The 20944-nt window shown below is 42.7% G+C and carries 20 protein-coding genes; 6 read left to right on the top strand and 14 right to left on the bottom strand.

Features of this window, described 5'->3' with window-relative positions:
- Positions 1-238: 238 nt before the first annotated feature.
- The 12 genes from E4K68_RS14240 to E4K68_RS14295 all read right to left on the bottom strand — a co-directional run bounded on the left by E4K68_RS14240 (position 239) and on the right by E4K68_RS14295 (position 9683).
- On the bottom strand, positions 239-2002 hold the full coding sequence (locus E4K68_RS14240; protein WP_135379605.1) for a FecR domain-containing protein: 1764 nt from the start codon (positions 2000-2002) through the stop codon (positions 239-241).
- 314 nt (positions 2003-2316) lie between these two features.
- Positions 2317-2610: a ribosome assembly RNA-binding protein YhbY gene (yhbY, locus tag E4K68_RS14245; protein WP_135379606.1), complete on the bottom strand. Its 294-nt coding sequence runs from the start codon at positions 2608-2610 to the stop codon at positions 2317-2319.
- 189 nt (positions 2611-2799) lie between these two features.
- Positions 2800-3999, bottom strand: coding sequence for an ABC transporter permease (locus E4K68_RS14250; RefSeq protein ID WP_135379607.1), 1200 nt, complete (start codon positions 3997-3999; stop codon positions 2800-2802).
- Positions 3996-5204 carry an efflux RND transporter periplasmic adaptor subunit gene (locus tag E4K68_RS14255; RefSeq protein WP_135379608.1) on the bottom strand — a complete coding sequence of 403 codons (1209 nt, stop codon included), beginning with the start codon at positions 5202-5204 and terminating at the stop codon, positions 3996-3998. Before E4K68_RS14255 ends, E4K68_RS14250 begins: the two co-directional genes overlap by 4 nt.
- 44 nt (positions 5205-5248) lie before the next feature.
- Positions 5249-6517: a GTPase ObgE gene (gene obgE / locus E4K68_RS14260; protein WP_135379763.1), complete on the bottom strand. Its 1269-nt coding sequence runs from the start codon at positions 6515-6517 to the stop codon at positions 5249-5251.
- A 44-nt stretch (positions 6518-6561) separates the two neighbouring features.
- Positions 6562-7077, bottom strand: a complete 516-nt coding sequence (locus E4K68_RS14265) for a Spo0B domain-containing protein (RefSeq protein WP_135379609.1) — start codon at positions 7075-7077, stop codon at positions 6562-6564.
- Positions 7078-7262: 185 nt separating this feature from the next.
- Positions 7263-7568: a 50S ribosomal protein L27 gene (gene rpmA / locus E4K68_RS14270; RefSeq protein ID WP_135379610.1), complete on the bottom strand. Its 306-nt coding sequence runs from the start codon at positions 7566-7568 to the stop codon at positions 7263-7265.
- On the bottom strand, positions 7562-7900 hold the full coding sequence (locus tag E4K68_RS14275; protein WP_243450394.1) for a ribosomal-processing cysteine protease Prp: 339 nt from the start codon (positions 7898-7900) through the stop codon (positions 7562-7564). The genes rpmA and E4K68_RS14275 overlap by 7 nt, the downstream gene beginning before the upstream one ends.
- 13 nt (positions 7901-7913) lie before the next feature.
- Positions 7914-8225 carry a 50S ribosomal protein L21 gene (rplU, locus tag E4K68_RS14280; RefSeq protein ID WP_135379612.1) on the bottom strand — a complete coding sequence of 104 codons (312 nt, stop codon included), beginning with the start codon at positions 8223-8225 and terminating at the stop codon, positions 7914-7916.
- Positions 8226-8391: 166 nt separating this feature from the next.
- Positions 8392-8781 (bottom strand): hypothetical protein, encoded by a 390-nt coding sequence (locus E4K68_RS14285; RefSeq protein ID WP_135379613.1) that lies wholly within the window; start codon positions 8779-8781, stop codon positions 8392-8394.
- Between the two features lie 217 nt (positions 8782-8998).
- Entirely contained in the window at positions 8999-9397 is a 399-nt protein-coding gene (locus tag E4K68_RS14290) for a nucleotidyltransferase substrate binding protein (protein ID WP_135379614.1), read from the bottom strand.
- Positions 9369-9683, bottom strand: coding sequence for a nucleotidyltransferase domain-containing protein (locus E4K68_RS14295; protein ID WP_135379615.1), 315 nt, complete (start codon positions 9681-9683; stop codon positions 9369-9371). The genes E4K68_RS14290 and E4K68_RS14295 overlap by 29 nt, the downstream gene beginning before the upstream one ends.
- 370 nt (positions 9684-10053) lie before the next feature.
- Between E4K68_RS14295 and E4K68_RS14300 the strand changes: the two genes are divergently transcribed.
- Positions 10054-12462, top strand: a complete 2409-nt coding sequence (locus E4K68_RS14300; RefSeq protein ID WP_135379616.1) for a cell wall-binding repeat-containing protein — start codon at positions 10054-10056, stop codon at positions 12460-12462.
- 434 nt (positions 12463-12896) lie between these two features.
- Complete coding sequence (locus tag E4K68_RS14305) at positions 12897-16199, top strand: cell wall-binding repeat-containing protein (protein WP_135379617.1); 3303 nt, start codon at positions 12897-12899, stop codon at positions 16197-16199.
- Positions 16200-16365: 166 nt separating this feature from the next.
- Here the strand turns inward: E4K68_RS14305 and E4K68_RS14310 are convergent, their stop codons facing one another.
- Entirely contained in the window at positions 16366-16485 is a 120-nt protein-coding gene (locus tag E4K68_RS14310) for a DUF4023 domain-containing protein (protein WP_135379618.1), read from the bottom strand.
- A gap of 129 nt (positions 16486-16614) precedes the next feature.
- A complete protein-coding gene (locus E4K68_RS14315) occupies positions 16615-17313 on the bottom strand; it encodes an MBL fold metallo-hydrolase (RefSeq protein ID WP_135379619.1) in 699 nt (232 codons plus the stop codon).
- Between the two features lie 126 nt (positions 17314-17439).
- Here E4K68_RS14315 and E4K68_RS14320 point away from each other — a divergent pair, with 126 nt between their 5' ends.
- From E4K68_RS14320 to E4K68_RS14335, 4 genes are all read left to right on the top strand, one after another.
- Positions 17440-17808: a VOC family protein gene (locus tag E4K68_RS14320; protein ID WP_199241779.1), complete on the top strand. Its 369-nt coding sequence runs from the start codon at positions 17440-17442 to the stop codon at positions 17806-17808.
- A 269-nt stretch (positions 17809-18077) separates the two neighbouring features.
- A complete protein-coding gene (locus E4K68_RS14325; protein ID WP_135379621.1) occupies positions 18078-19001 on the top strand; it encodes an HlyD family efflux transporter periplasmic adaptor subunit in 924 nt (307 codons plus the stop codon).
- Entirely contained in the window at positions 18998-19681 is a 684-nt protein-coding gene (locus E4K68_RS14330) for an ABC transporter ATP-binding protein (protein WP_135379622.1), read from the top strand. The genes E4K68_RS14325 and E4K68_RS14330 overlap by 4 nt, the downstream gene beginning before the upstream one ends.
- On the top strand, positions 19681-20853 hold the full coding sequence (locus E4K68_RS14335) for an ABC transporter permease (RefSeq protein ID WP_135379623.1): 1173 nt from the start codon (positions 19681-19683) through the stop codon (positions 20851-20853). Before E4K68_RS14330 ends, E4K68_RS14335 begins: the two co-directional genes overlap by 1 nt.
- Positions 20854-20944: the final 91 nt, after the last annotated feature.

Raw genomic sequence — 20944 nt, forward strand, 5'->3', positions numbered from 1 at the left:
TTAAATTTTCCCTGACCAAGAATTAAGACACCTCCGTACGTATTTCCCCGCACTCCATCCTAAACCATAAAAATTGATGCATTGAATTAGTTCCTGACCATTTCGCAGTGGGAGAGTTCTTAGACGCCTTCTTTATTGCATTTCCATCTTACATTGCACAATAGGGTTTCTACCCTGGCATAACGCAAGCACAAATAACTTCTTTAAGCCTTTGTCCCTCATGGATATCCTCTCAATGTTAATAATTCATTGCACCCGAACCGTTGCCATTTGTTGTAGTTCCGCTCAAAATCGATTGACCAACTTGATTTCCAGATGCATCGAATAGTTTAACTGTTAATTGGGTCATGTCTCCAAAGGCAACACTCAACGTTCTGAAGTAGTTATTGGCTCCAATGATATTTATTTTGCCTGAAATCGCACTGCCGTTCGCCCAAACCTCATATTGAGTGGCTTCACTAATGCCAATTACATTGATTGTAAAATCGCTGGTTATGGCATCATTAAAGGTTTTCCCTAAATTCCAAGTACCGGTTACAGGAGTAACCATCATTTGTCCAGATCCTGCACCATCAACTACTGTTCCCGACAGAATGCCTTTAGCGATCATTTGTATGCCTCCGGCATCTTTGTAAAACTTTACTACTAATTGAGATGGATCACTGAATACGATGCTACCTGTTCTGATAGTCGCATTGGTAGCTTTATACGTATCGATTTGAGCTCCGTCAGTTGTAAATAATCCATAATACGTTGCCCCAGCCGGTACAGCGCTGGCATTTAGGGTAAAGTCACTGGCGTTTCCGCCATCTACTGATTCAACTAACCAATTAGCAATGGTACTATTATTTTGAGAATTTTGGCCCCGTGACGGAGTTTGGGTTGGTTCCGGTGTTGGATTTTGAGTCGGCTCAGAAGCCGGTGTCGTAGCAACACCTATAGCCTCTTTCCCAATACTATCAATTTGTTCCTGACTCACTCCGGCTGCCTTCGCAGCTTCAACCACTTCAGACTTGATGACCTCAGTCTCGGATTTTATCGTATCGATGGTCTTTAGCACTTGTTCTATAGTCTGCTGGTTATCTTGAAGAACTTGCTTCACGGCTTCCAATTTATCAGATTTCTGCAGACTACTCATAAACTCTTTGCCAAAACTAGCTAGCTCAACTAATTTAGAGGACGTACCAATAGCCGCTTTAATATCATTAATATTGCCCGTTTGGCTGAAGGTTTTCTGTTGCTCCTTAGTTTTATCCGCCAACTCCATCGTCCGTTCAGTAATATCATTAATTAAATGCACAAGGATTTCTGGTTGAGTATTCTTGATCAATCTCTGAGGATCTATTGCTTGCTTATCTGGCAACGGCTCGGTTAATGAAACCAGTTTCAAGGTCTGACCCATTGTCACTAACTGGACTGGTGCAGCCTTAGTATCTTCATTATTTTGCGTAACTCCTACTGTACCATCAATAACGTCACTTTGGGTTGAACCCGTTTCTTGATCGATACTAACCAAATATAAGGTACCACGCACGCCCATCACCGCCGTTGGCGTCTCAACTTCATATTTGTCATCAATATTTACAAGGCTTTTAACTTTACTCCAAACACTACCCGCCCACAATTGAATAGAAGACTGGTGTCCATCTTTCCAGGATGTGATACGAGCTTGACGTCGAGAGGATACCGAAATAGTATCACTTGAGGTTAATTGTTGAATATTTATGTAGGAGCTAGCTCCAATAGTGGCTTCTGTTCCGTCTTCATACGAGAGTTTGGCAGTACCGTTCTTACCTGTACGCAGCCAATCGCCCTGAACCAGTTCAGTCCCATCCACAGCAGGGAATTCACGCAGCCCTCCCCCTATCTTGATGATTACTTCCCCTTTGACACTGCTCAATTTCACCGTAGGCTGGGCAGCTGAAGCTTTCTTAGGTGAAAGGATCACTTGGCTACAAATAAGGACCAGTACTATAAAAATAGTTGTTAATTTAATTTTCATTTTTCGTCGAACTCTCCCTCTATATTGAAATGGCGCAACTTGGATATATGGGCGTTTTCAAGTAGATATCTTCCTATTTATTGCGTATGATGAATAATTACGAATTTGGAATATTCTTCATGAAACTAATAAAATCCTGCAATAATTTTGTATTGCAGGATTTTATTATTAAATTTATTTAATTCTGTGTAAAATGATTGCGTTCAGTCTTCCCTATAATTGGCTGTTTGACTATTTTGGTAGTCAAACAGCCAATTATCAGCATCAGAGCGCAAGAATCATACGGGTAACTGTACCTTTCCCATCACCAAGCCTTACTTCGGCAGAATTATCATCGGTTTAGTCTTAGACTGCCTGAACAACAAGAAATTCCGCCCGATGACTTGTACAAGTTCCGCCCCAGCCTGCTCGGCTAGCTCAGCCGCCAAGGTTTTGGGTTCATCAGGACTGTTTTGTAAAACCCGACACTTAATCAATTCTCGGGCCTCCAAAGCCTCGTTCGTTTGAGCAACCACCATTTCCCCAATTCCGCCCTTGCCCACTTGCAGAATAGGCACCATTTCATTTCCCATGGATCTTAAATGACGTTTTTGTTTACCTGTCAACACGCATATTTCCTCCCAAATTTCAAACTGATATAGAAGAGCCGCAAACTAACAGCCTCAGGCCTACTCTTCAAATACACTACTTATACTTTTCAATTACTACATTAAACATTTCTAACTAACTTTCTTAGATACTCTGAGATATCCCTAAGATTTTGAAGTATCCTAAAGTTTCGGCTCTCTTCTACACCTTTACTCATACCTCAACGCTGTCATCGGCTCTAGTTTAGCAGCCTTTACTGCCGGATAGAAACCGAAAAAGAGTCCCACTCCAATAGAGAAGGAAACAGCAAAGACAATTGCCCATCCCGACAAGAGCGGGGGCCAATGCAAGAGATAGGCCACCATCAAGGCACTCCCAGCTCCTAATGCGATCCCCACGATTCCCCCGACCAGGGATAAAACCATGGCTTCTATTAGAAACTGCGTTAGAATATCACGTTCTTTCGCTCCCACAGCTTTACGCAACCCAATTTCACGAGTGCGTTCCGTCACAGAAACCAGCATAATGTTCATAATACCGATCCCTCCTACAAAAAGAGAAATTCCGGCCACCAAACCGATAACGCTTGTCAAGATACGCGTAATCTTATTGGCTGATTGAACCAACTGTTGCACATTATAAGCCTCATACTGATTCGTGGTGCCATGGCGCACGTTCAAGATACGCTTAGCATTTGAGATCGCACTTTCTAAATCCGTCTCTCGTGAGGTTGCGCCTTCGAGTTGGTCGACACGCTGTGACTGAAAAACGTCCGACCACGTTCCCCAAGGAACATAGGCATAAGCATTCTGAGGCCCCACATCAAATTGGGCAAAAGCGGACTTATCCTTAGCCAAAACCCCAATCACCCGACAGGGCACATTGTTGATGATCACTTGCTGTCCAAGAGGATTTCCAGCGCCAAATAAAGCATCTCTCAACGTCTCATCGATCACCACCACTCGGCGTCCCGACGAAAATTCCTCATCCGTGAAAAACCGACCTTTGGCCGTTTCCCGACGGCGCAACTCAGCAAATTCAGGGGTCGTTCCCACGACCATGGCTGAAGAACGCTTTTGATTCACCTCTAACGCAGTATACTCAATACTCGCTGGCAGCAAGGTTTTGACTTGAGGTAGCGCCCGTCTCAAGCTTTCCCCATCCTGAATCGTCAAGCGATCCCCTTCGGCCTGTCCGGTATTTCCGACCGTTTTCGTATACAGTACGAACAAGTTGACCCCGCTTTTCTCCATTTCCTGCATGATGGCGGCCTTGCCCCCTAGCCCGATGGTAACGACGGCAATCACGGCAGCAATTCCGATGATGATTCCCAACATCGTTAACCCTGTCCGCAGCTTATTCGTACGCAAGCTAAAGAGTGCTCCCCGTAGGGCTTCAAGCAGGTTCATGTACTCCCACTTCCCATATCAGGCGTTACCGGCATTCCTTCCGAAAACTCGGTTGAGGGATTCAGCATCACTAATTCCCCTACTTTTAGCCCGGCAGTGATTTCCTGATGCGTGTCATTCCCTATCCCAATCTTCACGTCCGTCTTTTGAAGACGACCCCCTTGGATACGATAGACATAACTTTTGTTCCCTTCCTGAAACAGAGCTTCTTGAGGTACCGCCAAGACTCCTTCTCTGGTGGCAACGACGATTCTTATCGTAACACTTGAACCCGGCTTCAGCCCAACGGGTACTTTATCTAAACTGATCTTCACGCCCACCGTCGGCGAGGAGTTCCCCTGGACACTCGGTTGAGCTACCGCCTCTGGTGCCATCTCGGCAATCGCGCCTTGAACCGACGCACTTCCCAGCACTTTACTGGTAACCGTCACTTTAAGACCAAGTTGAACTTTTCCCGCATCCACTTCATTCAGTTGCGACTCGACATTCATCTGGGAAAGATTTGCCAAGACCACAAGCGGTTGTTGAACAGAAGAAAGGTTCCCTTCCTGGGCATTGACCTCAAGGACAGTTCCAGCGATGGTCGATTTATAAACCATTTGGCTCTGTTGCACTTGAACAACCTTTAGAGCTTCCTGAGCCTGTTTTAAAGCTGCCTTGCTTTGTGCCAAAGCGCCCTCAGCCTGCCTAACCGTACTCGAATTAATAGCATTCCCCTGAGGAATGCTATTTTGCTGATCAGCCGTAAACTGCGGAAGCGAGGAACCTGTAGCATCAGCACCGGAAGCACTTGCAGCACTGCTAATACTGAGAACAGCGGAACTTTGAGCTTTCTTCAGCTCGTCTAAATTGGCTTGAGCTGAATTGACACCTGTTTGAGCTGCCTCGACATTCGCTTTAGCCTGAGCAACTTGGGCATCTGGAAGGGTTGAATCTAAAGTCACGAGAGTTTGGCCCGATTGGACGGAATCTCCAACCTTCACCGCCACCTTCGAGACAAGACCTGGGGTTAAAACACGAACCTCTTGGCGAGAAACTGGAACAACGCTCCCCGTCGCAAAGACTTCTTCCTGCATTGAGATCGGGGCTACCGCAATAGCCTTGACCTTCATAGGTCCCTGGGACCTTCCCCACATCCACCATGCACCTGAGGCTAACGCAAGAATCAAGAGTATCCCAAATCCCCACCAAAGACGTTTCTTCACATTTTTACCCCCAAACGCCCAAAATTCCTTTCTCGAACGACCCTCTAAACCCAATCAAAGCTTACGCCAGCAATCTCCACTTTATCCCCCTCTTTAATCCCTTGCTCACGGAGGGCCTCATCAATTCCCATGGCTTTTAAAATATTTTGGAATCGATAAACACTCGCTTCACGCTCAAAGAAGGTCATCTTAACGTGTTTTTCAATTTCTTTACCAACTACGATAAACGAGCCCTCTTCCTTCAAGATTTCAAAGCGCTTATCGGACTGTGCCTTCGTCACCAAGTGTTCTGTCGGCAGGTTGAAAATCTCTGGTACCGGTGTATCCGGTAAGAGCTGTGCAATACGATAGATCAAGGGTTGTAGCCCTTCTCCCGTCGCGGCAGAAACTGCGAAAATCTCTTGACCCTCGTCCACTACTTCCTTCAAACGTTGCAAATTTTCCTCAGTACCCGGAATATCTATTTTATTGGCCACAATAATCACGGGTCGCTTGGCGAGTTCTGGACTGTAGAGCCGAAGCTCTTCCTGAATAATCCGTAAATCTTCTAACGGATCCCGCTCTTCTGACCCTGAGATGTCCAACACATGCAGGATCAAGCGAGTTCGCTCTGTATGCCGTAAAAATTCATGCCCTAATCCAGCCCCAGTATGAGCCCCCTCAATAAGCCCCGGAATATCGGCCATAACAAAACTCTGACCATCTTCCAGCTCAACCACGCCTAGGTTTGGAACAAGGGTGGTAAAATGATAATCGGCAATCTTCGGCTTGGCCGCCGAGACCTTCGAAATGATCGTGGACTTGCCCACATTCGGAAAACCAACCAGCCCAACATCCGCTAAGAGCTTTAGCTCCAAGCGCAGCCAATGTTCCACACCTGGTTCTCCGTTTTCAGCTAACGTCGGGGCTTTATTCGTGTTACTCATAAACCGAGCATTGCCTCTGCCGCCCCGTCCACCGGCAGCAACAATGACACGCTGATCATGTTCGGTAATATCCGCAAGGACTTCACCCGTATCATCATCTAGGACGACCGTACCCACCGGAATACGAAGAATTGAATCTTCTCCACCTCGACCACTCATATTCTTCGCTTGTCCGTGGTCACCCCGATTCCCCTTGTAATGCCGCTTATAGCGAAAGTCTACAAGGGTTCTTAAACCTTCATCCCCAACAAAAACTATATTCCCCCCGCGGCCGCCATCTCCACCGCTTGGCCCGCCTTCTGGAACATACTTTTCCCGACGGAAGGCGACGGCTCCCGCCCCACCGTCTCCACCTTTAACATAAATCTTGGCCTGATCGTAAAACATAAACATACTTGATTCTCCTTAACTGTTAAGATCTCCTCAATGAATCACTTTATTTCAGGGCTTTTAGTAAACCTAACCGTTTTATCATAGAGAACAGTTTCCTCATCCGATAAGATATACTGACAAGAAAATCCTCCTGGTTCGTCATACAAATACACCTCAGAAATTAGATCTTTAAGCTGCTTAGACTGTGAAGACACTTCCAAGCATTCTCTAGTGTACCCGTATAAGCCCTCTACATATTCTTCCTGCCAGTGAACTTGCCAAAAATCTTCTCGCTGCATCTCCTCGGGAAAATCAATCGAAGCGGTAATGCCTTCCAGCCTAAGACGAATAATAAAGCCCAGCAAGATCGCCGCAAGCCCTGATTCTGGAATTTGAGCCAACTTCTGTTCTTCCAAAGACGCAGCGACCGTCTCCCGCATGTAGGCAAGAGCCTTTTCGGGTTGGTTAAGCTGTAGATTACCCATGATCACCTGCCAATGATTCAGAAAGTCATGCCTCTGAAGGCGATACCACTGCAACAGCTCCGACAACAACATAGTTTCAACCTGTGCCATATAAATCAAATTCCTCTCATTGAGTTTGTACTATATGAGTTTTCGTAGAACTTATATAGTGCCCAGCGCCTATACATTGCTAAGTCCAAAATTCGAACCTCGAACTTTTACCTCAAGCCTTGGCATATGTACCTATACACGAATAAAACCCCTGGGAAAACCCAGGGGTTAATAATCAAAACAGCTTATTGGGCTATAGCTACCGGTGTTGAACGTTCAGCATAAATACTTACTTGTTTGTGCAACCGATCTTTATGCTCGAATTTAACATAACCGTCAATCAGAGCAAACAAAGTATCATCTTTACCCAAACCACAATTCTTCGCGGGATGGAACTTTGTTCCGCGTTGACGTACGATAATCGTACCAGCTTGTACGAATTGACCGTCGCCACGTTTCACACCAAGACGTTGAGCGTTGCTATCCCGGCCGTTACGCGAGCTACCAACCCCTTTTTTATGGGCGAAAAGTTGAAGATTCATTTTTAGCATGGAGTCCACCTCCTTCGATCTATAAATATATAATCTTGACCGTAAGTCGTTTGTATTAATTCAATGCCTAACACCATGGTTTGCAAAATCCACTGAGCCTTCTCCAGTTCTTGCTCTGCGATACCAAAAAGCTGACAGGCGAGATGTCCATCCCCCTGCTGTACTTTAGGAGCCACCGACAAGAAATGTTCCAACCCATTGTAGGCCGCAATGCTCAGTGCGGAAACACCTGCACAGACAATATCTTGACCCTCACTCGCAAAACCAGCATGTCCAGACAACTCGAATTCACGTATCCGCCCTTGATCATCCGCCCAAACTATCAAGCGAATGCCTTCTTGACACTTACGCTTGGAGCGCTTCGACAACAACTTTTGTGTAGGGTTGACGATGTCCTTGTTTGCGACGATAGTTTTTCTTAGACTTGAATTTGAAGACAATAATCTTCTCCCCTTTGCCATGCTCAACAACCTTGAGCACTGCTGTAGCACCAGCCACGACTGGGGTTCCAATACTAACCACACCGTCTTTTTCCGTGAGGAGAACCTTATCAATCGTTACGGCATCCCCTACGTTGGCTTCTAATTTCTCAACGTAAAGTACATCGCCCTCTTGAACCTTGAATTGTTTACCACCGGTTTCAATCACTGCGTACATTTTTATTACACCTCCCATGCCCTAGACTCGCCATTGCAGGTCGGTTTTTCTTAAACAAAAAAACCCGTTATACCTGATTCGCGCGGTTGCGGTGAGAAGTCACCACATTTAAGTATTTTAGCATTTGAGCACTTCATTTGTCAAATAAAGTTTGCAACGACTGTTGTCAACGCCTCAATAATTTCCTTAACCCACGAACACTCATAACAACACCCATATAAATTGCAAACGCGACTATGAAACCCCAGAGACCTTCTACAATATCTTGGAATTCCATATTGCCACGACCTGTTATCTTTTGCTCAATCTCAATGGCGAAAACAAAAACAGCCATAACAGTAAACGTATAGAAAAAGGAAATCGCCGTGAGGCTATACTGGACAAGATACTTAAACAACTTATGAACAAAAAGAAAAAGTATAATTCCTATAAGCCCAATGACCAAGAAATGGAGTTGTTTATCGTTGAATTTTAGGCCCATCAACTTCGTCAATAAGATTAATTTGTCGTGGAAATAGTTCACAATGCTAGTTATGAATTTCAACGTACTACTCAATATTATTTACCTCCGAGGGTTTCTTGCTTGAGCCCTCTATCTAAAGACCTTTTTCATACCTACTCGATACTAGAATTTCTGGAGCACAATCTTGCTAAACTCTTTCAAGTATGAACAATAGCTTCAATCTGAGAAGAATTAAGTGCAAGTGAATCGGTCAAAAAAATTCGTCCCCTCATCGAAGGTTGCTGCTAATTAATTAAGTTTTAGGAACTGTTTACTCACCGAGTCTTATTTTAATTTCCTCAAGCAAATTAACAAGTGCAATGGCATATTTCGCTTGTATATTATGACATATTTCAATCGCCAATTGTTCATTGTAGATGTGTGCTGTTGAATTTCTGTCACTGAGCATAGAAAGCCACAATTCGTCATCTTTGATAAGCTCTGCCGCAAAGGCTTCACGCAAGACCGTCTTCGGAGAATTCAGGCCTGTTAAGCCCTCATATTCAAAGACTGCCTTTAAAGTTTTCCACGCAAGCTCAAAGGTAAACACAAAACGCTGTATTACCCCATCTCTTAACAGGTCATCGGATTCATCGTATTTGGCGATCCCTTCTTTTAGTCTGGAAAGTGCATTGTCAAAATTAGTGACTTTTATGTTTGGTTCGCTCATATAGAAATACACCTTCTCTCTCGATGTTTTTCAATAATTCAGGATCAACATGTTCATTAATGAATACGATGTCTATTTTCAAGAGCGTATTAAGGTCGTCAAAGTCACTACTCATATGCCCTCTGCTATCAAACTCTGGCAATAGAAAAACTGCAAGATCGATATCGCTTGTTGGCTTATGATCACCTCTTGCCCGTGACCCGAAAAGAACTATTTGTTCTATGGCATAGTTTTGACCAATTTCTTGGATACTCTGAATTAGTCGTTTGTCTAAATCAAAAGCCATTCATGCGCCTCCTCTTAACAAGCTTTCTATTTGGCAAACTGCTAACATTCTCCCAAAGTAATATTTTACCATTTCCAGAGTGAATATTCAACGTAATTCCATTGTGTTACCCTGAGAAATCCCTTTAAACGCAGATACTACTGGCCTCCTGGGATCTTACAGTGTCATAATAGTGTGAAATAACGGAGATAAGAGGGGGTCCTGGAACCCACGACTATTCATTCACCGACTTTGTTAATTTCCTATAGCAAATTAACATTTAATGAATTTTCCACCTCTGCAGGGAGGATTATGTCGATAAGAACAAGAATAAAGTAATTGATTAAGTGACTATGAGAAATACTCTTAAAATAGCGGAGGAGGTAAATTAATGAAAAAGCTCAATCTCAAATTAGTAGCCCTAGTACTATGTTTATTAATCTCAACCTTAATATTTCCGAAAAACAGTTTAGCGTTAAGTACCCCATCAACACCGACAAATCTTACAGCTACGGTCGCAAGTAGCAATCAGATATACCTGACATGGAATCCTGTAAGTTCCGCAACTTACTATTATGTTTACAGGGCAACCACAACATCCGGAACTTATACAAATATTGCTTCGATTACAACCGCCAATTATACAGATTCCAGCTTGTCACTAAACACTACCTACTGTTACAAAGTGCTGGCTGTAAACAGTGCCGGAACAAGCTCTGATTCCTCCATAGTTTATGCGACAACGACTAATTCTAGCGGTGTTCCATCAACACCGACAAATCTTATCGCCACAGTTGCAAGTATCAATCAAATAAACCTAACATGGGATCCCATAAGTTCCGCAACCTACTATTATGTCTATAGATCAACCTCCCCCTATGGTACTTACAGCATTGTTGCTGTGCCAACAACCACAAATTATACAGATCCCAACTTGTCAATAAACACTACCTATTATTACAAAGTACAGGCCGTTGGCAGCGTCGGAACAAGCTCAGATTCTTCGATAGTTTATGCGACAACTATTGTTTCTAACGGCGCTTTGTCTGCACCGACAAATCTTATAGCTACAGTTGCAAGTAGCAATCAGATATACCTGATATGGGATCCCGCAAGTTACACAACCTACTATGATGTCTACAGGTCGACCTCGCCAAATGGCACTTACACCATTATTGCTGTGCCAACAACCCCAAATTATACAGATTCTAACTTGTCACTGAACACTACTTATTATTACAAAGTACAGGCAGTAAACAGTTCTGGATCAAGCTCTTTTTCGTCGACAGTCTATGCGACAACGGCTAATTCTAATGGTGCTCTGCCAGCACCGACAACTCTCACAACCACGGTCGCTAATTCCAATCAAATGTACCTGACATGGAATCCCGTAAGTTCCGCAGCTTACTATTATGTTTACCGGGCAACATCGCCCTCCAATGCCTACACTAATATTGCTACCATCACAACTACAAATTATACAGATTTCAACTTATCACAGAACACTACCTATTATTACAAAGTACAGGCAGTGAACAGTTCTGGATTAAGCTCTTTTTCATCGATAGCTTATGCAACCACTGCTAACACAGACAACACTGCTCCACCGGATGCTCCACCGGATGCTTCATCACAAATTCAGTCTGACCGATTAGCCGGAGAAGACATGTATGAAACTTCTGCAGAAGTTGCGGAATCGGGATGGAAAACCTCTTACTATGCCTTTATAGTCAGTGGGGAGAATTTTTCTGATGCCTTATGCAGTGCCCCACTTGCCCAAAAATATAATGCTCCACTATTACTAACGCCAAAGGATACCTTAAACGAACAAACAAAGACTCAGCTTTTACGCTTAAAGGTGAAAAACGTTATCATTATAGGTGGATCAGGTGTTGTTTCATCGGTCGTTGAACAAAGCATAAAAAGTATGGGAATAGAAGTATCAAGGATCGCGGGAAACGATCGCTACGAGACATCGATTAAAATTGCCCAATCGATGGGTCAATTTAACCAAGCTATAATTGCCAGTGGCGATACCTTTCCAGATGCTCTGTCAATTGCCCCAATTGCTGCAATGAAGAGAATTCCAATCCTTCTTACACCTAAGGATAGTTTACCTCAAAGCGTAAGAGCATATTTATTAAAAAATGTACAAAGCACCTATGTAGTTGGTGGGACTGGAGTTGTCAGTGAAAATGTACTTAAGCAACTTCCATCTCCCAAACGGCTAAGTGGGATCAATAGATATGAAACTAACATTAGTATTATTAAAGAATTCGCAGACGAACTCGATTTTAATCTTTGCTACATATCAACAGGTGAATATTACGCTGATGCTTTGGCTGGTTCAACGTTAGCTTCATTAACAAATTCACCCGTCATCTTGGTTAGCAATCCTGTCGACCAATCAACCATAGACTTTTTTAGAGATAAAACTAGTAGTATCAAGAAAGAAATTGTTTTTGGAGGAACAGTCGTTGTACCTGAAAGTGTTTTAATAAGCTTAAATGGAACTACCGTTGGGACTGATACACCGTCCACACCTGCAGGAGTAAGTGCAACAACCGTAAGTTCCAGCCAAATAAACCTTACTTGGGAGTCTGTTAGTGGAGCAACATCCTATTATGTTTACGGGGCAACCTCGTCTTCTGGGACTTATACCCATATTGCTACAGTTACAACCACTAGTTATGCAAATACCGGCCTATGGGCAGATACCACTTATTATTACAAAGTTCAGGCTGTAAACAGTGCAGGCTCAAGCTCAGATTCACCTCTAGCTTACGCAAAAACTACTTAGTCCAAGAGTCTTCCACCGCTCGACATCACGAGAAATTGAGCCGAACTGATATTTTGCCTGATATTATAAGAAATAAGCCGACTTCTAATTTTAGAAGTCGGCTTATTCACTGTGACCCCGTCTACTCGTTTGTGTGTCCAATGCGGCTTTTTAATCTTAGTTACGGTATTTTGATAAAAAGTAACAAGAAGTAATAAATGGCAATATATCCAATAGCCTTTTAATGTATTTTTTCGTTTAATATGTTAATATTCGATTGTCGAAAGAATTATATACGACAGCATTCGACCTTTTATTTGTTTCTTCATCCTTAGTTGTTCTAAAGGGTACGCCGCCGGAAGGATAGATTTTTGGAGAGGACGCTTCCATAAAATCCGGTGGGAGACTTTTAGATGCTGCGCAATGTTCCAAATTGAGAGGAGATTTATTACAACATGAATAAAACTAAAAAAACCTTAGCTTCATTAGCTATTGCAGGTATGACCTTAAGCATGCTACCATTCAACGCCTTTGCCTCTGGTACGGTTCCAACTCGCCTAGCCGGCACAACCGCTGCCCAAACTGCAGCAACCATCGCTGATCAAACTGGCTGGACAGGCACCGCAGTTCTGGCATCATCTGCCTCTTATGGCATGGTGGATGCACTGACATCTGGTCCGCTCGCTACGTTCCTTAATGCTCCAATTCTTCTACAAGAGCCTGGAAACGTTTTGAATGCTGATACTAAAGCTGAGCTCACAAAACTGAATGTAAAAACAGTTTATGTAACTAGCGGAACTGCCGTGATCAGTCAAGCAGTGCTTGATCAATTAAAAGGTATGGGTATTACAGTTGTTCCCCTTGGTGGAGCAGACCGCTTCGAAACATCCGTGAATATAGCTAAGAAAATGGTAACCCTTGGCGCTCCCGTTTCTAAAGTTGCTGTTGCTTATGGCTGGTTGAACCAAGACGCGCTCTCGATTGCTTCGATAGCCTCAGCTTCCAATGAGCCGATTCTCTTAACTGAAAGAGGTTCAGTTCCTGCGAGTGTACAAGCTTTCTTGACTGCCAACACAAGCATCATATCCTCGGATGTTATCGGCGGAACAGGCGTTATCAGTGATGCTGTAAAGGCTGCCTTTCCTGACGCAACCCGTCACGCTGGCAATACTGCCTATGACACTAACAACCAAGTCATCCAAGATTTCAGCTCATCTCTTGAGTTTAACAATGTCTATGTAGCTAACGGCGTAACAGGCATTGATGCTCTTGCTGGTGCACCACTTGCAGCTCAGACTAAATCAGCAATTGTTCTCACGGACGGAACAGTTCCCGCTGCTGCTACGTTTGTTCACAGTAAACTTGCTGCTGGTAGTGTTGTTACAGCCCTCGGTGGTTCGGCCGTCGTTTCTGATTCAGTCCTAACCGGAGTGGTAAACGGCACTCCGACACCTGCACAAGGTAATCTCGCAGTTACATCCGTAAGTGCTATCAGCGCTTCGAGCTTCAAAGTAGTCTTCAACCAAGCTCCAGCAGATACTTCCAAGGTTACATTTACTGTGCAGAGATCAACGACTCCTGTTACGGTAACCATGACTTGGAATGCCGCTAAGACAGAAGCTACCGTGAGCAGTGCCTCCAATTTGCCAGAAGGATCTTATACAGTAGCTGTTAAGAATGACACAACCGATCTTGGAACTTCAACTGTTGCTATATCCGCACAAAAGGTTGCCAAGATTAATATTACGTCGACTAAATTATCGATCACCAGTGCAAATGTTGGGTATGCAACTTACAATGTCTTAGACCAATATGGAAATGATATTACAACGTCATCTCTTGCTAATAGTTTAACATTCCAAAGTGGAGCTGGTACTGTTACCATAAATAAAGGCTTGCTTAAATTAGACCCAGGTGCAGGTGGTCAGAATCTTATGCAGTCTCCTTCGATAAGCATAACTGGTTATGATTCAACGTCTGGAGTTTCAACCAATGCTACTTTAACTACGTCTTCAGCACTTGGCACATTAAGCAATATGACCCTGAATACCTTATCAAATGCTAATGGAAAAGTTTTGACAGATGGAGATACCTCAAGCGTATTCTATATTGATTATACTGCTACTGATGTAAGTGGTAATGCTACAAAAGATTATGACCTCGTAGTCAATGGTTTGATCACTAATACTATCAGCGGTAATCAGAATTGCTTAACGACTTCAAACTCTAATGTCCTAGCTCAAGTAGTCACGGACCCTAGCGATTCTAACAAAGCGGCCATAAAAGTTACTGTTGTTGGTAATAGTAATCTTTCAATGGATCTTCCTGTAACAATTACAGCAATGTCATATTCAGGAACTACTTCAACCTTAAATGTAACCTTAAAGAAAGCCGCAACAGTCGATACCTTTACGCTAATGGTTCCAGCCTATGATATAGCTGTTAACGAACAAAAAGAGATTCCTTTTACAGCTTTTGATCAAAATGGCGTTGCTTTAACCAAGAAAAGTGATTTGACGGGTATTACCTTTACCGGAGCAACACTTGACACAAACATCGATGGAACAGCTGTGTTGAAAAACAACTCACAATCCGTTGACGGTCCTATGATCATAACAGCTATGACATCAACCGGTAAATTTAGTTCAATCACCATCAACATTCAAAAAGCTGTCAAAGCTGACACATTAAGTGTAGATTCTTCAATCCTAGTAAGCGCTATGCAAGCAGGTGCTGCTCAAAAAATCGACTTCGGTTATGATAAAGGTGGTTTATCTGTTAAAGATCAATATGGTAGACTCATTGATATGACAGGTGGTACCGACACTTACGAAGTTCTAGCTGTATCAAGTGATAACACTATTGTAAGTACAACGGGACCAGCAAAGGTTGGCCAAAATCCAATTATGATTAACGCCGTAAAAACTGGAACTGCAACAGTCAACTTCCAATTAGTCGCTATAGCTGATCCAACCAAAGTGATTAACTCGCAATCAGTCACGTTCTCAGTCATAAAAAATGATGATATTAAAGGCTATACAGTCGATGCAGTGGCAAATCCAATCTATGCTAATGCCGATTTGACTGCTATCACTGGAAGAGATACTGACTATCACGCTAATCCAAAAGTTTATGGTGCGACAGCAAGTGGAACAAAAGTACTATTAGGTGGCACTCCAATCATTGGAGCATTTGTAGATAATACAAAAGACTTTGCTATCGAAACTCCAGTAGGTGCCTATGATACCGTAAAGGTAATTGCCGGGAAATTAGCTAATAATGTTACAGATTCAACCACAAATTTAACCGTAACGATATTAGGCACGGATGGCACTGTCAAGTCACTTACGACACCGATCAAATCTTCGACTGCAGCACCTGTCGCTAGTACTCTTGTCGCTAAAGTTGATTCTTCTGTGCCTGGCGTTTCAGTAAGTTCCGACGGAACTACTGCAACAGTGAGTGTCGCTTCTGGTGTCTTAGCTCCCAACAAAGTTATGGCAAGATTTAATGCCGCTGGAAGTTCTACAGACAGAGCAGCCATTTACTTCTATGCTCTCGATCAATATGGTACAAAAGGTATGAAATTAGCACAAATTACAAAGGTCGCTTCTGGAAGCACTTTAACGAATGACCAATTCAATGTCAATTCCGATGGCACGATCACAGGTACTGGTGCAGTTGCTGGCGGAACCGTTACGCTCACTGGGGTTACCTCTAATGGATTAATAAAAACCATTAAGGTGATATTTAACTAATAGTACCAAATTACAATTTAATGCCAAAATAAAGAGAAGGACAATTGCTGTCCTTCTCTTTATTTTCCGTCCAAATTAACAAGTCGACGACATATTTTTATCATCTTGGAGAATATAGGCCTGTTAATCGAACCATGATCTTTTAAGATCATGGTTCTGTGAAGGATTATTTATTGGTACTGTGCTGCTTATTGGGTAACTTTCTGTCTGGATTCCCTTTACCTTGATGCTTTTTATTTTGTTCGGCTTTCTCCTGCGTATCGTGTATTTTTTCTATTTCATCCATTGCTACCCCTCCTTGATTTATTGAACCTTGGTTTATTTTGACCATACGTTCCTAAAAACATGCTCCCTCTCTTGCAGTCTTATATTTAGTCATTATTCTCATCTCATCCTCTGTAGATCAACAGCTAACTTAAAGTATAATCTCTTGTCCCTTTTGAAAAAGAGTCAAAATTTTGCTGGGGCATTCCTGCATCTTGTTAGCAAACTTCGTGGCGATCTCAGGGCTATCTGCAAAGTGCATCGGAATGAAAATACGGGGGGCAAGCTCCTGAATAAAGTACTCCGCTCCTGCACTATAGTTTTGCTCGAGCCTCGGGTCGACCGGGAAGAAAGCAATATCGATCGTTTCCCCCTTGATTTTTTGAACCTCGTCTTTAAAACCTTTTTCGGCCTTGATCATTTCCTCTGGGGTGTCACCAGACCAGTACCACCAGTTTAAATCTCCGGCATGAAAGAATCGAATACCTTCTACTTCGACAAGAAAGGATACGCCTATATCCGTTGAATTGTAGGCCTTTATTTTCAAGTCACCTAGTTCAAGCTTCTCATAGGGAGATAGAACGTTAATGTTCTCCATCGTTTGTGGAACACTAATATCAGAGCTTAAGATATATTTGATATCTGGTCTGTCTTTTTGCCATTCTAGGATCACAGGATTAAAATGGTCAGGATGACTATGAGAGGAAAAGATAAAGATATGTTTAGAACTTTCTTTGACTAAACTTTCGGCCTCGCCTTGATAGTAATCAAATATAAGCAGATTTTTATCCGTTTCTACTAAGAAACCACTGTGATACAAATATTTAAGTTTGAAATTTTGGTTTACCATTGTTATCACCTCGTCATGATTATACAATAATTATTGATCCCTATCAGTTAGCTAATCAAGTCTTAGGATAGGATTTTCCGAAAGAAACTAGTCAAGATCGACAAATGAAAGGAAGGAATTAGAACGATGAAATTCAGATTTGACCATAACAATATCAATGTTTTTAATCTTGAGAAGAGCCTCAAGTTCTACAAGGATGCCTTAGGATTAATAGAGGTTAAACGACATGAGCAGGCGAATGGGGACTTTATCCTTGTTTATCTTGGAGACGGTGTTACCCAGCATAGCTTGGAGCTAACTTGGCTGAAGGAGAGAACCGAAACCTATAACTTAGGAGAAAACGAATTCCACGTTGCGTTTACGGTCGATGATTTTGAAGCTGCATACGAACATCACAGGCAAATGGGTTGTATCTGCTACGAAAACAAGGAAATGGGCATCTACTTCATTAATGATCCAGATAATTACTGGGTAGAAATTTTACCTACCCGATAATCTGTCCCTTATCATATTAGAACATAAAAGAACTTTAAAGAAATGTAACTTTATAGGACTGCGGAACAGCAAAGAATCCCTGGGATGCCTGTGTTATTGGCCCCCCAGGGATTCTTTACTGTTACATCCACCAGAACGGAAGTTTTCATAATCTCCTACAAGGAATTGCCCATAGGAAGACCCATCTCCCTTTACACAAGTTTCTGGTATATTACTACGATTAATAGGCAAACTGCTAAAAAACAAAGCAAAAATAAGGGGTAATTATCATGAAAAATAATAAAAAGGGAAATAGGAAGGTCATCATATGGTCAATCATCGGAGTTTTAGCCGTGGCATCAGGTATTGCACTTTATGCTATGCCTAAAAAAACAAACTATACCGAAGTTAAACCTATGGTTGGAAATTTAGCAACCAATTACAGCTACTCGGGCAGCGTAGAGGCCAAAAACAGACAAACGGTTTTAGCGGATAAGACGATGCAAATCAACGAAATTAAGGTTAAAGAGGGGCAACAGGTTACAACGGATTCTGTTTTAATGACGACCGTGATGGGCGGAGAGATAAAGCCAAAGATCGCTGGAGAAGTTTCAACCATATATGTTGAAGAAAATGCACAGCTTATGCCTGGCTCAAAGCTGATTGATATTGTTGATTACTCTGATTTGCAGCTGAAAGTACAGGTTGATGAATACGACCTGTCGGCTGTTTCGATAGGCAAGGACGCAACCGTTACCATTCATTCCTTTAGTAAAGATGTTAGTGGGAAAATAACCGATGTGTCTAAAGAGGGTGAATACGCTAACGGTGTTACAAATTTTATAGCGACCATTTCACTCCCTAAGGATAGCAACCTGCGCGTAGGTATGTCGGCAGAAGCCAAGGTCTTAAATCAAAGCGTGTCTAATGTCGTTCTTCTACCGATGTCTGCCCTACAGTTTGACGCGAACAACAGTCCTTATGTCTTGATAAAAGACAGCAACAACAATAATACACCCAAAACTGTCGCGGTAACACTAGGTATTAATGATGGAGTACACGTAGAGATTAAAAGTGGTGTGACCGCCAATGACACCGTACTAGTCCCTCCAACCGTTAAGCCCACCGGTTTTGGTTCTGGCTCCCCAATGAGGCAAAGCACCAAAGAAACCGCAACCCCTCAAGGAAGCTCCGGAGGTGCCAAGGGACAATGAGTGAAATTCTAAGTATGCAGGACATTGTCAAATGCTACTTTTTAGATGCTGAAGAACTCGTGGTACTTAATAATATCAATCTGAAAATTAATGAAGGTGAGTTTGTATCGATCTTAGGACCCTCCGGCTCCGGCAAATCCACCCTTATGAATATTATTGGCTGTCTTGATGTTCCTACCAGCGGAAACTATATGCTAGCCAATCAAAATGTTGAAGATCTAGACGAAAAGGAATTAGCACGAATACGAAATCGAGAAATCGGTTTTGTGTTTCAGAGCTTTCAGCTTCTGCTGAGATTGAATGCCCTTGAAAACGTAGAATTGCCCATGATTTATGCGGGTGTATCGCCGGAAGACCGCAAAAAAAGAGCTGCAGCAATACTGGAACGTGTAGGCCTTGCCGGGAAAATGAATAACTACCCGAACCAGCTTTCGGGTGGACAACAACAGCGTGTTGCAATTGCCCGTTCTGTTGTGACTGAACCGTCAATCCTGCTGGCCGACGAGCCAACCGGGGCACTGGACCAAAAGACCGGACAACAAATTATGCAGTTATTTAAGGAACTTAATGATGAAGGAAGAACGATTATTATGATTACCCATGATACGAGTATTGCCAAACATTCTAAAAGAATTGTGAATATCCTTGATGGACGTTTAAGTGAGGAGGAAATGAACTAATGCTACAAGAAAGTATGAAAATGGCTTGGAGCAATATTACACATAATAAAATGCGTTCCTTTTTAACGGTCCTTGGTGTGCTAATAGGGGTATCTTCTATCATCGCGCTTATTACCATAGTACAAGGTGCAACGGGAAGCATTACGAGCCAGATATCCTCACTGGGTGCCAATAAAATCACCATTACCGCTATGGGTACTCGGTTGAAACAAGGGCTGAGTGAAAAGGATTTAGAGCAGCTTTCAAGGGTGAATAATGTTAGTGGAGTTTCGCCGACTGTTTCGGGTAAAACCTCAATCGTGTATAACCGTCATGTAAAAACAGGCGTTTCTGTGCAAGGTAAAAATGATGTTTACTTCAAAACAGAACAGGAAAGTTTGGCAAGAGGCAGAGGTGTTAACATTCTTGATGTTAATACAAAAAACCAAATTGCCGTACTGGGCAGCGACCTTGCAAAAGAGCTATTTTTCGGTGGTGAGCCCATTGGCCAGCCACTATTAATCAATGGCAATACAGTTACCATTGTTGGCGTGTTAAACGCAACGAGTGGTTCGATCACGGGTTCGACCAACGATATCGTCATTATGCCCTACACCTCAGCTATGAAGACACTCGGAGTAAGGAACATTACAAATATTGATGTGTATATGAGCGATCCAACCAAGTCAGAGAGTATTATTAATGATGTTACCACAATTCTCAATTCTGCCTTTAACTACCGTGAAAACACCTTCAATGTGCTTAATATGCAGAATATCATTGATGTTATCGGTAATATAACAGGGATGCTAACCCTTTTGCTTGCCGGCATCGCCTCAATATCACTGCTTGTCGGTGGAATTGGAATTATGAATATGATGCTTGTCTCCGTTACGGAACGCACGACAGAAATAGGGCTTCGAAAAGCGTTAGGAGCGGAGCCTGCCCAAATTCAATTACAATTTCTCATTGAATCTATCTTTATTTCCCTATTCGGGGGCATATTAGGGTTGATCATAGGAATCTTAGTGGCCTTAGCTGCGTCGATCATCATGGAATTCTCGTTTATAATTACAGCTTGGACAATTATACTCGCCGTTGGCTTCTCGGCAGCAGTGGGTATGATCTTTGGCCTAGCTCCTGCGAGAAAAGCAAGCAGATTAAATCCAATAGATGCACTAAGGCATGTATAATCACTAATATCAGACTACACAACAAATGTGGGTTCACTGTTTTCTAGGGACTGGCCCATTCGAGGAAATGTCGAATTAAAAGAGCGAAGCG

This window comes from Desulfosporosinus sp. Sb-LF (assembly GCF_004766055.1).
Lineage (GTDB): Bacteria > Bacillota > Desulfitobacteriia > Desulfitobacteriales > Desulfitobacteriaceae > Desulfosporosinus.